This is a genomic window from Brevundimonas olei (assembly GCF_037055245.1).
GTDB lineage: Bacteria > Pseudomonadota > Alphaproteobacteria > Caulobacterales > Caulobacteraceae > Brevundimonas > Brevundimonas olei.
In genome coordinates, this window is sequence record NZ_CP146369.1 from 2,073,833 (window position 1) to 2,086,531 (window position 12,699).

A 12,699-nucleotide genomic window follows, 5' to 3' on the forward strand; every position below is an offset into this window, starting at 1 on the left:
TGCGAGGGGCGGCCTCTTTCATGACGGGCGTCCGGTCGGCGCCCAGAAGATCCAGGGGGAGAAGAAAGATGAAGACCGTGATCGCTCACAGCGCCATCGCCGTCGCACTCGGCGTTCTGGCGATTGGCGCCGGCGTAGCGCCGACGCCGGCCCTGGCGCAGACCCAGGCCGACGCCGCGCCTGCCGCCGCGCGCCAGGCTCCGCCGCCGCTGACAGATCTTGACCGGCAGTTCCGCGCCATCGCCGATGAAGAATGGGCGTGGCGTCAGCGTGAATTGCCCTCGCGCCTCTCCAAGCCGATGAATCTGCCGGATGTGAGTGCTGCGACCCAGGAGCGCCGTCTCGCCTACTGGATGGATGTGCAGCGACGTCTGAATGCGATTTCCCCGGATCAGCTATCGCCGTCCGAGCGCACCAACTACGCCGTCTACAAGAACCAGATCGACAACTTCGTCGATGACGGACGCTTCCGCCTTTACGAGATGCCCTTCAACGCGGACAGCTCGTTCTGGTCGAGCATCGCCGGCATGGCCAACGGAACCTTTGGCTCCGTAGCTGACTACGAACGCTACCTCTCACAGCTGGGCGATACGCCGCGATACTTCGACCAGCAGATCGCCAATATGCGCGCCGGCGTCGCGCGCGGCTTCGTTCAGCCGCGAGAAGCCCTTTCAGGACGCGATGTTTCGATCACGGCTGTGACGGATCCGACCGACCCGCTCAAGAACCCCTTCTATGCGCCCTTTATCGACATGACGGGCATCTCGGACGCTGACAAGCAAAGGTTGCGGAGGGCCGCGATCGAGGTCATCCAGCAGAAAGTCGTGCCTGCGCACCGAACTCTGCTGACCTTCTATCGGAACGAATACCTGCCAGCGGCCCGCGACACCCTGGGGGCCAACCAGCTGCCGGATGGAGAGGCCTTCTATCAGAGCCAGATCCGCCAATACACGAGCATCAACCTGACGCCGGACGAGATCCACCGGATCGGCCAGGCGGAGGTCGCCCGTATTCGCGCGGAGATGGAAACCGTGATGCGCAGCACCGGCTGGACCGGCACGTTCAACGAGTTCACCCGCTTCCTGAAGACCGACCCTCAATTCGTCTACGACAAGCCCGAGCATCTGCTGTGGCACGGCGCCTGGGTGGTCAAGAAGGTCGACGGAAAGATGAGCCAGTTTTTCGGCCTTCAACCGCGTGACACCTTCAGCGTCTCGGCGGTCCCGGCCAATATCGCTCCCTTCTACACTGCGGGGCGCGGCAACTGCTCGCTCAACACCTACGACCTGCCGTCGCGCCCGCGCTACAATATCCCGGCCTTGACGGTGCACGAGTGCAACCCGGGCCATGCTTGGCACGGAAAGATGCGCAAGGAGTTTCCGGGCATTCCCGAATGGCGTCTGCAGGCCAATATTTCGGCCTTCGGCGAAGGTTGGGGGCTCTACACCGAAAAGCTTGGCGTGGAGATGGGCGTGTACGAGGACGCCTATGAAGACTTCGGCCGCCTGAATTATGAAATGTGGCGCGCCGCTCGCCTGGTGATCGATACGGGTCTTCACTCCAAGGGATGGACCCGCGCTCAGGCTATCGCCTTCCTGAGCGACAATACGGCTCTGTCAGACCACGAAATCCAGACGGAGATCGATCGCTACATCACCTGGCCCGGCCAGGCCCTGGCCTACAAGTTGGGCGAGATCGAGATCGTTCGCCTGCGACGCAAGGCGGAAACGGAGCTGGGCGCCGATTTCGATATCAGGGCCTTCCACGACAAGCTGATCAGTCTGCTTGTCGCCACGATCCCGGCGATGACGGCCGAGATGGAAGACTTCATCAGCCAGAGCAAGGCGACCGCGAACGCGGCGCGCGCCGAGTAGGCCATCCGGCCGATCCACGGCTGGCGGTTTTCTCCCAGATCGTCGGCCCCCGCCGCCTGTTGATCCGTTTGCGGATCAGCAGGCGGTTTGTCATCGTTCGGAGTAGTCAGGATGCGTAAGGGGGAGCCGCGCATGAGCGCGGCGGGATACAAGCTGGACGACGCCGACCGCCGCATCCTGCAGGTGCTTCAGCAGGATGGACGGATCACCAATCAGGATCTGGCCGCCGCCTGCAACATGTCGGCGTCATCCTGTTTCGAGCGGGTGCGCCGCCTGCGCGAGCGCGGCGTCATCGCCGGCTATAGGGCCCTGATCGACCCGAAGTTCGTTGAGCGCGAGCTGCTGATCTTCATCGAAGTGCTGCTGGACCGCACGACCTCGGACATCTTCGACCAGTTCGCCGAACGAATCCGCCGCTCGTCCGAGGTGCTGGAGTGCCACATGGTGGCGGGGCGCTTCGATTATCTGGTCAAGGTGCGAATGAGGGACATGGCCGCCTACCGCGGCTTCCTGGCCGGCGCGCTGAGCGTCATGCCAGGGGTGCGCGAGACCCGCACCTATGCGGTGATGGAAGAGGTCAAGGACACCTCGGTCCTCGCGCTGTAGCCAATCGACGTCATGGCGCCTCGCAGATTTCCGCGCCAGCCGGATGGCGGAAGACCAACGCGACGCGTAACGACAGACGATCCGCAACTCGCGGGAGACACGCCTCGAGCGCTGGCCAAGGCGCTGAAGCTGCTCGAAACCGCAGAGGCCCGACTGGAGCGTCGAGTCGATCTATCGCCCGGGAGCGGCGCCTGCGGGAGCGACGCGCCAAACCGTGTTGGAGAGGTCGTCGGCCACCAGCAGCATCCGGCGCTGAGGATCGAACCAGACGCCCACGGGACGGCCGCGAGCTTCGCCTTTGTCCGTCAGAAAGCCGGTCAGGAAGTCGACGGGCGGGCCGGCCGGCCGGCCGCCGGAGAACGGAACCCAGGCCACCTTGTAGCCCGCCAGATCCTGGCGATTCCAGCTCCCATGCTGTCCGATGAAGGCCCCTTCGGCGAAGGCGCCGCCGAAGCCGCCGTCGCGGGCGAACGAGAGACCGAGGGCCGCCACATGGGCTCCCAGGGCGTAATCCGGCTTCACGGCCGTGGCCACCAGTTCCGGCTTCTGGGGCCGCACGCGCGGGTCGACATTCTGTCCCCAGTAGCTGTATGGCCAGCCGTAGAAGGCGCCGTCGCGGACCGAGGTCAGATAGTCCGGAACGAGCTGGGGTCCGATTTCATCTCTTTCATTCACTACGGCCCAGAGGGCGGCGCTCGACGGCTCGATCGCCAGGGCGGTGGGATTGCGGATGCCGCGGGCGATGGTCCGACGCGCGCCCGTGGCCCGATCGACGGCCCAGACGACCGCCCGCTCCTCCTCCACGGCCATACCCCGCTCGCCCGCATTGCTGTTGGAGCCGATGCCGACGTAGAGGGTCGATCCATCGGCGCTGGCGGTCAGGGCCTTGGTCCAGTGATGATTGAGGGCGGACGGCAGGCGAGTCACCTCTTCAGCGGAGGCCGAGATCCGGGTCTGTCCTTCGACATAGGGGAAGCTGACCAGGGCGTCCTGCTCGGCCACATAGATGCGGCCGTCGACATAGGCCAGGCCATAGGGCGCGTTGAGACCGTCGATGAAGACCGAGCGGACTTCGGCGCGACCGTCGTTATCGGCGTCGCGCAACAGCGTGACACGGTCCCCGCCCTCGACCTTCGTGTTGCCCTGCTTCTTGATGACCCCAGCGATGACGTCCTTCGGCCTCAAGGCCGGCGCGCCGCCGCCCCGCCCCTCGGCCACGAGGATGTCGCCGTTGGGCAGGACCAGCATCTGACGCGGAATGCGCAGATCCGTAGCGAGGGCCGTCACCACGAAGCCTTCGGGGGCGCGCGGCGTCTCATCTCCCCATCCTACAGGCCGGGCGATACGCATCGGCGGCAGCAGGGTTTCCCTGATCTCCGGCAAGTCAGGCGCCGGCCCGACTTCGTTGATCCCTTTTTCGCTTCGACCGCAGGCGGCCAAAGCAACGGCGCCGGCCAGGGCCCCGTACAGAAGGAGGTTGGTGCGGATCATCGGCCAGCCTCCTCGTCCAGCATCCCGGAATAGCGCAGCCAGCCCGCAATCAGGGCCAGAACGCAGCACAGGGCGGACAGGGTGACGCCGAGCGCGCCCACGGAGCTCCATCCGTCCTGACTATGCTTGAATGCGTTCGCAAGCCCGACAAGGCACAAGGCCCCGAGGACGCCGCTGTACAGAAGACGCAAGACCCCGCGGCGTCCCCAGGCCAGGTCGATCAGGCTCCATACGAAAGCCGCCCCGCCGAAGATCAGACCGCCGACGATCGCCCAGGAAGAGAAGTTGCTCCACTGCATCTGCGCGGTCCGGAGATAGGCCGCATCCGTCGCGGTCCCGAGGCTGAACAGAGCCACCGGAACGCTCAGGATCAGCCCCTGCACGGCCCGGACCGGACCGGTCCACGCGGTCACGGCCGGCTCTCGACCAGTTCGACGCGACGGACCGCGCGGGCGCCGCGCGCCTTCATCCGCCGTCTCAGCTGCTCGCGGATGCTCCAGCCTTCCAAATGCATCAGGTCGCTGATCGTATAGCCTTCCCGGGAAAGCGCTTCGCGCACGTCGCTGACCTTAAGGCAGGCGTGGTCTCGCTCGGCGATTTCAAAAGCGCGTTCGATGACATGGGTCTGGTTCATGGCTCCTCCTTCGCCTGACCCAATCGGCCCTAGGCCATGCGGTTCCGAGCCCGAACGATATGACGCAGGCTGGCGATGGTCCTGCAGGAGATTCCGCCCGCTTTCGAGGGCCAGACGCCCGGCGTGACGGCTCGCGCTCCGCTGCCGCCCAACGAGAACAGGATTTCAATGTGCGTGGGACATGGCGTCTGGGTGAGAAGGACCTCGGTCTTCCCTCCGCCCCGACGGCCAAGGCGGCGTCAACTCGTCGAAATGTTCGGCTGATGCGTGAATCCCCTGACGCCTGTCAGCGCGCGCGCGTCGCGTCTGATTTCCACCTCGCTCTGAGCATAGAGGGTCAGGAGGCGAGCCAGATCGACCAGAGCGCTCTGATGGATGCGTTCGTAGCCATGGCTGGCGTCCACGCCGAACGTCACCAGGGCCGTGCGGATGTCGGCGCCGGCTTCCAATGCAGAGGCGGAATCCGAACGGTAGTAACGGAACACGTCTTTCTGGTGCGGGATGTCGTGATCCCGCGCCAGTTGGACCAGCTTTCGGGAAAGGTGCCAGTCGAAGGGACCCGTCTGATCCGCCATGGCGATGGTGACGCCGAACTCGGACGAGTTCTGACCCGGCGCAGTGGTTCCGTTGTCCACCGTGACCATCGCCGCCACGTCCGGCACGAGCACGGCGGAGGCGCCCAGGCCCACCTCTTCAGCGATGGTGAACAGCCACCAGGTATCGACCGTGGGCGTGCGTTCTTCGCGCAGCATGCATTCCAGAGCGGCCAGCATGACCGCGACGCCGGCCTTGTCGTCCAGATGACGTGAAACAATGAAGCCGCTGTCGGTGAACTCGGGCTGGGCGTCGATGGCGACAATGTCGCCGACATCCACGCCCAGAGCCAGGGTGTCGGCCCGCCCGTGGGTCACGGCGTCGATCCGCAGTTCGACCTGACGCCAATGGACGGGTTGATCGTCCACCTCTTCGTTGAAGGCGTGCCCGGAGGCCTTCAGGGGAAGGATCGTTCCGCGATAGCCTCCACCTTCCGCGAAGACGGTGCAGCGGGCCCCCTCGGCGAAGCGTGACGACCAGTGGCCGATCGGCACAAGCTCCAGCCTGCCGTTGTCCTTCACCGCCTTCACCTGGGCGCCGAGCGTATCGACGTGCGCCACGATGGCCCGGGCCGGGGCGGCTTCGAGACCCGGCAGGCGCGCCCGGATCGCGCCGCGTCGGGTCAGTTCATAATCCAGGCCCAGACGCTCCAGTTCCCGGCACAGGGCCCAGACGGCTTCGTCCGTGTAGCCCGTCGGACTGGGCAGGCTCAGGAGTTCCCCCAGGCGGGCGTTCAGGTAGTCCAGGTCGATCTTCGGGGAGGTCAAGGTCGCTCCTGACATAGTCTCAGGCGTCGGGGCGCGCCGACAGCGGGAACAGCAGATCGATGAACCGTTCTGCCGTGGGGCGGGGTTCGTGATTGGCCAGGCCAGGGCGCTCATTGGCCTCGATGAAGGCGTAATCCGGCTGATCCGGCGCACGCACCATGAGGTCGATCCCCGTCACCGGGATGTCGATGGCCCGCGCCGCCGCCACGGCCGCTTCGACCAGAACCGGATGCACCTCGTCCGTCACGTCATGGATGGTGCCGCCGAGATGCAGGTTAGCCGCCTTGCGCACGAGGATCTCCTCGCCCTCCCCTGCGACGTCATCCAGGCCATAACCGGCCTCCGCCAGGGTGCGCTCCGTTTCCGCATCGATGGGAATGCTGGATTCGCCCCCGGTGGCGGCGGCGCGCCGACGGCTCTGATGCTCGATGAGGACCCGCAAGGTCGAGCGTCCGTCGCCGATGACGCGCGGCGGACGCCGCACGGCGCAGGCCACGACCTCATAGTCGATCACGACCAGGCGCAGATCCTCGCCTTCCACCTGCTCCTCGACAAGGACGTCCGGACAGATGCGCCGGGCGCGCAGCAGGGCCGCCTGGACGTCGGCCATGGTCTTCAAACCCACGGCCACGCCCTTGCCCTGTTCCCCTCGCGCAGGCTTGACCACGAGCTGACCATAGGTCTCCAGCGCTTCGTCGATCGCGCCGAGATTCTGCGGATCGATGCGGCGCGGCACGCGCACTCCGGCGGCTTCCACGATCCTGCGGGTCACCCTCTTGTCGTCGCAGATGCTGAGAGCCACGGCCGAGGTCAGCTCCGAAAGGCTTTCGCGGCAGCGGACGGAGCGTCCGCCCCAGGAAAGGCGGAACAGCCCTCCTTCCGAGTCGATGATATCGGTCTGGATGCCCCGTCGCCGCGCTTCATCCACGATGATCCGGGCATAGGGATTGAGCGCATGATCATCCGAGGGCCCGACGAACAAGGCTTCGTTGATCGGGTTCTTGCGCTTCACGCCGAAGAAATGGACGCGCCGGAAACCCAGCTTCTCATAGAGGGCGATCGCTTGGGCGTTATCGTGCATGACCGACAGGTCCATGTGGGCCAGGCCGTGCGTCCTGAAGTGCTCCGCCAGACGGCGGACCAGAGCCTCGCCGATCCCCGGCTGTGTCGCCTGGGGATCGACCGCCAGGCACCAGAGGGATGCGCCGTTCTCCGGATCCTCGAAGGCGCGAGCGTGGTTCACACCCGTCACCGTGCCGATCACCGCTCCGGTCGTCAGGTCCTCCGCGACGAAATAGGAGAGGGTCCGGTCGTCGCGATGCGACCAGAGGAAATCCGGCGGCGCCTGCACCATGCGACGCTTGGCGTAGATATCATTGACCGTCTGGGCGTCCGCTTCCGACATCAGACGGCGAACGGTGAAGCCCCGCGGCTGACGGCGGCTGGACCGATAGGTCGCCAGGTCCAGCCGATAGGTATGGGACGGATCGAGGAACAGCTCCTGCGGCGCCGAGGCCAGCAGGACGTGGGGATTGCGGACGTAGAAGGCGATGTCGCGGCGATCCGGCCCCTCCGCGCGCAGAGCCTCGACCAGAGGCGCGGCGGTCTCGAAGGTCTGGGCGAACAGAAGGCGGCCCCAGCCGCAGTCAAGGACGGCATCGCGCACGGACTCACGTCCCGAGGGCACGGGCGGTTTGAGGCCTTCATGACGCATGCGTTTCAGCCGGTGCGCCTTGGGACGCGCGAGACGAAGATCAGACGCCATGTTGCTGCATCCACATCTCGAGGACGGCGACCTGCCACAGCTCCGAACCACGCAAAGGGGTGATATGGCCTGTCGGGTCGTTGAACAGCCGATCCAGGTAGGCCCTGTCGAACAGCCCGCGGTCGCGCGCCGCCTGATTGGTCAGGGTCTCACGCACCATGTCGAGATAGGGACCCTGGATGTATTTGAGCGCGGGCACCGGGAAGTAGCCCTTCTTGCGATCGATCACCTCTGATGGGACGACAAGGCGCGCCGCCGCCTTGAGCACGCCTTTGCCGCCCTGGGCCAGCTTGTGTTCCGGCGGGATACGTCCGGCCAGTTCGACCAGTTCATGGTCCAGGAAGGGCACGCGCGCCTCCAGTCCCCAGGCCATGGTCATGTTATCAACCCGCTTCACCGGATCATCGACCAGCATCACCTGGCTATCCAGCCGCAGCGCCTTGTCGACAGAGGTCTCCGCCCCGGCTTGCGCGAAATGCGCCTCGACCAGAGCCCGGCTGACATCGACATCCGTCATATAGGCGCCGTTCAACTGGGTTTTCAGGGTTTCGTGGCTGCGGTCGAAGAAGGCGCCGGCGTAGGCCTCGACAGGGTCGGCGGCCCCGACCATCGGAGGATACCAATGGTAACCGCCGAACACCTCGTCGGCCCCTTGCCCGGACTGGACGACCTTGATGTGTTTCGAGACTTCCTGGCTCAGCAGGTAGAAGCCGACATTGTCATAGCTGACCATCGGCTCGGACATGGCGCCGATCGTGCCGGGCAGAGCCTCCATCAGCCGCTGGTGCGGCACGAAGATCTGATGATGCTTCGTCCCATAGTGTCTGGCGATCAGGTCGGAATAGACGAACTCGTCTCCCTTCTCGCCGTTGGCCTCCTCGAAGCCGACCGAAAAGGTCATCAGGTCCTTCTGACCCAGTTCGGCCAACAGGCCGACGATCAGGCTGGAATCCACTCCACCCGACAGCAGCACGCCGACGGGCACATCGGCGACCATGCGGCGCTTCACCGCTATGCGCAGGCCGTCCAGCACCTGATCGCGCCAGTCCTCGGCGGTCAGGGCTGCGTCCCCGGCGTGGCGCGCCATGTCCGGGCGCCAGTAGACCCGTTCGCGCGACGCGCCGTCCGGCTCGATCACACGTATCGTCGCCGGCGGAAACTTCTTCACCCCCTTCAGAATGGTGTGGGGCGGCGGCACCACCGCATGAAAGGTCATATAATGGTGCAGACCCACCGGATCGATTGTCCTGTCGACGTCGCCCGCCGCCAGAAGCGCCGGGAGGGTCGATGCGAACCGCAGCCGCCTGCCTCGTTCGGCCAGATACAGCGGCTTGATGCCGAAACGGTCGCGCGCGATTACGATCCGACCGCTGTCGCGTTCGTGCAGGACGAAGGCGAACATCCCCTTGAACCGCTCGACGCAGGCCTCGCCCCAGGCCTTCCAGGCCTTGATGATCACCTCCGTGTCGCCGTGCGAGAAGAAGCGGAAACCCAGGCCCTGAAGCTCCTCGCGCAATTCCGGATAGTTGTAGATGCAGCCGTTGAAGGCCAGAGTGACGCCCAGATCGGCGTCCACCATCGGTTGCTGCGCCTTCTCCGACAGGTCGATGATCATGAGGCGCCGATGTCCCAATCCCACTGGCCCACGCATCACTATGCCGGATCCGTCCGGTCCCCGGGGCGAGAGGGCGTCCGTCATCCGCTGTACCGCGCCGGCGTCGGCGGGGCGCCCGTCGAAGTTGATCTCGCCGCTAAGACCGCACATGGGTCCTCCTTGAAGTGTGGATGCAGCGCGTACAAATGGTTAGTTCACGAATGAGTTCAACCCAATGAGCGAAATTCCCCTGCCGTCAGCCGCCGACGCCACGGCGTCATTGGTGCGCTCGGTCCGCCGCATCGCCCAGGCGATCGACGTCCGCTCGCGCGAGATCGCCCGGCTGACAGGCCTGACGCTGCCGCAGCTTCTGGTGCTGCAATCCATCCGTCGTCTCGGCGAGGTCAGCACCCGCGCCATTTCCCAGGACGTCTCCATGTCGCCGCCGACCGTGGTGGCGGTGCTCGACCGACTGGAGGCGCGCGGCCTCATCGTCCGGTACAGATCGACCACGGATCGTCGCATCGTCCACGCGCGCCTGACCGAGCCGGGGCACCAGGCCCTGGCCGAGGCGCCGGACCTACTTCATTCGGATGTGCTGGCGAGGCTCGCGCTGCTGTCGCCGAACAAGCGACGCCAGATCGCCGGCGCCGTCGCCGCCCTCGCCGATCTCATGGCGCCTTCCGACTTGGGTACGGAAGCACATCGAAACGCCTAAACAGATCGACGCGGCGTTTCCCTCATCAGGCCTTCCCGGCGCCCGCGACAGCGGCGTCGCCTATGCCCGAACGCATGCTCAAGGCTAGGCCAGGTCCAACGGGATACGCCCAGCCGCAACAGCAGCTTGCTCCAGGCCCTTTTCCCGCAAGCGCTCCATCCGGTTGATCTGCCGGCGAACGCTCTCCCTTCGGCGAGCAGCCGCTCCGGGGGCGCAGCGTTCTTCCGCGCCTCGCCGATAGATGGCGATGTCACGGATGGTCCCTGCGAAACATGATCTGATCGAGCACGAGAAACAGACCCGCCGCCAGGGCCGCCCAGGCCCGGCCCAGCGGCGAGGCATCTCCGATCTGAAAGCTGGAGCCTGCCGTCATGAGCCCGAGCCCGATCAGGACCAGGCCTGCGAAGCCCTGCATTAAATGCGCGCCTCTCATCGCGGCGTTTCCCTTGCAGGCGCCCCGCCCCCCTGGCCGTCGTCCTGAAAATAAGGCGCGGCCTCCGGAAGCAGACCGTTGTCGACGGGCGCTTCCGAAAGGGGCTTCGACCAGGATAGCCAAACCAGGCCGAACCCCACAGCCGTCAAGGCGAGGCCCGCCGCGAGGATGATCATAATGCGCCTCCCGCCGCGACCCTGGCGGGCGTACTGCGCTTCAATCGGACGCTGCTCGTGAACAGCGTTGGCGGATTTTTCATGTGGGCTTGGCGGCATGGTCAGACTCCTGATGCTCAGCCGCTCCACAATCATTCCTACGAACTGAGGTTGCCCTAAGGACGCCTTCGGACAAGCGGAACCCGGCGCCGACGGCTCTTAAAGCCTGCGGCTTAACCCATGTGAACGTGAGCTCTTCGGCGGCATGCCATGCTCACGACGTGGAGGAATTCCCATGTCGCGTTTGTCTTCGTTCTCGCCTAGCCGTGCCTTCATCACCGCCCCCGCCCGCGAACTGGGGGTCGCCGACCATCCGGTCTTTCAAGCGCTGCCGCTTGAAGCTCGACAGCGAATAGAGGCGACAGGCCGTCTGCAACGGACTCAGAGCTTCGGCCGGGCACTCGCCGAGCACGAACTGCATTTCGTCTTGAACGGCGCGGTGGGCCTGTTCCCGGGGGCCGGCGACATCTGCGTTTCGCTCGTACCCGCCGGGGCGGTTCAAGGATGGGACCGCGCCCTATGGCCGACCTCCCCCGGTCCAGTGGCCATCCCCCTGGTGGAAACCCTGCTGTTCAGCACCCCCGCGGCCTCGATCCTCGACACGCTCGGTCGGGATTGGCTGACACGACTGGTTATGCTGCAGGCGCAGCAGCGTCTGCGTGGACTGGAGGCCGAGGCCTGCTGCAACGCCTCCCATGCGGTCCTGGATCGGCTCGCCAAATGGATTGTACGACTGCACGAGGGATCCGCCGGCGCGCCGCTGCATATCACACAGGCCCAGTTCGGCCAGATGTTGGGCGTCCAGCGCACCAGCGTCAATGTCGCAGCGGCCCGGCTCCAGGCTCTGGGTCTGGTTCGTTTCGGCAGAGGGCGGGTCCGCATCCTGGATTTGGAAGGTCTCCGGGCCGCCTCTTGCTGCGTCGCCCCCGCTGCGAGCCTCGCCGATCGGGCCGCGCCTGTGCGCGCTCCTGAAAGCAAGAGCTTCCTTCAGGCGCCGGAGTCGCCCCTCAGGAGAATTGCCTGACGGGAAGGAGCGGCTCCCGCTCGGGAGCCGCAACGACTACGAACCGCTGGCGTTGGCCTGTATTCGCAAGAGGACGCCATGCTCCACCTTCCTCCCACGCGTCGGCTCGAACTCAAGCTCGCCAGACGCGACTGTCTGACCGCTCAGGAATCCGCAGCCTTGGCCGGACTCGTGGAAGAGCCGGTGCTCAAACCGGCCGGCGCGCAGCTCGTCGGCCCAGGCGAACGGCCGGAGATCAGCACCCTTCTCCTGTCCGGCTTCGCCGCCCGGTACAGCGAGCTGGCCGACGGACGGCGCCAGTACACCCAGGTCAACTGCCCAGGCGATTTCGTCGACTTGCACAGCCTCGTCATGCGGCAGATGGATCATGGCGTCCTGTGTCTTTCACCCTGCGTCGTGTCGGCCGTTCCACATGACCGACTGAGGCGCATCACCGAGGATCAGCCGCACCTGACGCGGCTCCTCTGGCTGGAGACGGTCGTGGACGCCGCCATGCATCGCGAATGGTTGCTGGCGGTCGGCCAGCAGACGGCTCTGGAGCGACTAGCCCTGTTTCTTTGCGAGATGCAGGCTCGGCTGGGCGCAGTCGGCCTCGTCGACGACGGCGTCTTCGACCTGCCGATCCGACAGCAGGATCTGGCGGATTTTCTGGGCATGTCCGCGGTGCATCTCAACCGCACCTTGCAGATTTTGCGCGACACGGGCTGGATTAGCTGGAAAGGCGCCCAGGTTCGCGTCATCGATCGCCAACGCCTCATCGAGGCGGCCGAGTTCGACGACGCCTACCTTCGCCTTGACTGTTCGCCGGTCTGACCGCCGCAATGTCGTCCTCCGCACGCAGGCAACGCCCTCGCCGCGTGCGCGCTGGCCTTAAGGATCAAGAAAAGGAACAGTGCTCATGCGGCGAAACAAGGCGGCCTGGATCATCACAGGCGTATTCATTCTTATCGTAGTGCTTGCCGTATTCCTGACGCCGCGCGGGCG

At 65.5% G+C, this 12,699-nt stretch carries 12 protein-coding genes; 5 read left to right on the plus strand and 7 right to left on the minus strand.

The genetic code is table 11. The features are described from left to right. The first annotated feature begins 20 nt into the window (after window positions 1–20). Window positions 21–1,874 (plus strand): DUF885 domain-containing protein, encoded by a 1,854-nt coding sequence (locus V8J38_RS09830; RefSeq protein ID WP_338575407.1) that lies wholly within the window; start codon window positions 21–23, stop codon window positions 1,872–1,874. A gap of 132 nt (window positions 1,875–2,006) precedes the next feature. Next, window positions 2,007–2,480 (plus strand): Lrp/AsnC ligand binding domain-containing protein, encoded by a 474-nt coding sequence (locus V8J38_RS09835; RefSeq protein WP_338575408.1) that lies wholly within the window; start codon window positions 2,007–2,009, stop codon window positions 2,478–2,480. A gap of 171 nt (window positions 2,481–2,651) precedes the next feature. Here V8J38_RS09835 and V8J38_RS09840 read toward each other — a convergent pair whose 3' ends face one another. The 6 genes from V8J38_RS09840 to V8J38_RS09865 form a co-directional block, all read right to left on the minus strand. Beyond that, window positions 2,652–3,971 carry a sorbosone dehydrogenase family protein gene (locus tag V8J38_RS09840; RefSeq protein WP_338575410.1) on the minus strand — a complete coding sequence of 440 codons (1,320 nt, stop codon included), beginning with the start codon at window positions 3,969–3,971 and terminating at the stop codon, window positions 2,652–2,654. Further along, on the minus strand, window positions 3,968–4,384 hold the full coding sequence (locus tag V8J38_RS09845; protein ID WP_338575413.1) for a DUF2231 domain-containing protein: 417 nt from the start codon (window positions 4,382–4,384) through the stop codon (window positions 3,968–3,970). The genes V8J38_RS09840 and V8J38_RS09845 overlap by 4 nt, the downstream gene beginning before the upstream one ends. Further along, window positions 4,381–4,605: a hypothetical protein gene (locus V8J38_RS09850; RefSeq protein ID WP_291783613.1), complete on the minus strand. Its 225-nt coding sequence runs from the start codon at window positions 4,603–4,605 to the stop codon at window positions 4,381–4,383. The genes V8J38_RS09845 and V8J38_RS09850 overlap by 4 nt, the downstream gene beginning before the upstream one ends. A gap of 239 nt (window positions 4,606–4,844) precedes the next feature. Continuing rightward, a complete protein-coding gene (locus V8J38_RS09855) occupies window positions 4,845–5,966 on the minus strand; it encodes an osmoprotectant NAGGN system M42 family peptidase (protein ID WP_338575416.1) in 1,122 nt (373 codons plus the stop codon). A 19-nt stretch (window positions 5,967–5,985) separates the two neighbouring features. Continuing rightward, entirely contained in the window at window positions 5,986–7,632 is a 1,647-nt protein-coding gene (gene ngg, locus V8J38_RS09860; protein ID WP_338575419.1) for an N-acetylglutaminylglutamine synthetase, read from the minus strand. Window positions 7,633–7,720: 88 nt separating this feature from the next. Further along, the gene (locus V8J38_RS09865) at window positions 7,721–9,496 is read right to left on the minus strand and encodes an N-acetylglutaminylglutamine amidotransferase (RefSeq protein WP_338575421.1); all 1,776 of its coding nucleotides are present in this window, start codon (window positions 9,494–9,496) and stop codon (window positions 7,721–7,723) included. A 64-nt stretch (window positions 9,497–9,560) separates the two neighbouring features. Between V8J38_RS09865 and V8J38_RS09870 the strand changes: the two genes are divergently transcribed. Then, window positions 9,561–10,043 (plus strand): MarR family winged helix-turn-helix transcriptional regulator, encoded by a 483-nt coding sequence (locus V8J38_RS09870; RefSeq protein WP_200165218.1) that lies wholly within the window; start codon window positions 9,561–9,563, stop codon window positions 10,041–10,043. A 250-nt stretch (window positions 10,044–10,293) separates the two neighbouring features. On the opposite strand, the gene V8J38_RS09875 is transcribed toward V8J38_RS09870, so the two are convergent. Next, entirely contained in the window at window positions 10,294–10,458 is a 165-nt protein-coding gene (locus V8J38_RS09875; RefSeq protein WP_200165219.1) for a hypothetical protein, read from the minus strand. Between the two features lie 468 nt (window positions 10,459–10,926). On the opposite strand from V8J38_RS09875, the gene V8J38_RS09880 reads away from it, so the two are divergent. Both V8J38_RS09880 and V8J38_RS09885 read left to right on the plus strand, forming a co-directional pair. Then, entirely contained in the window at window positions 10,927–11,715 is a 789-nt protein-coding gene (locus tag V8J38_RS09880) for a Crp/Fnr family transcriptional regulator (protein ID WP_338575423.1), read from the plus strand. A gap of 78 nt (window positions 11,716–11,793) precedes the next feature. After that, window positions 11,794–12,528, plus strand: coding sequence for a Crp/Fnr family transcriptional regulator (locus V8J38_RS09885; RefSeq protein ID WP_200165222.1), 735 nt, complete (start codon window positions 11,794–11,796; stop codon window positions 12,526–12,528). The last annotated feature ends 171 nt before the right edge of the window (window positions 12,529–12,699 follow it).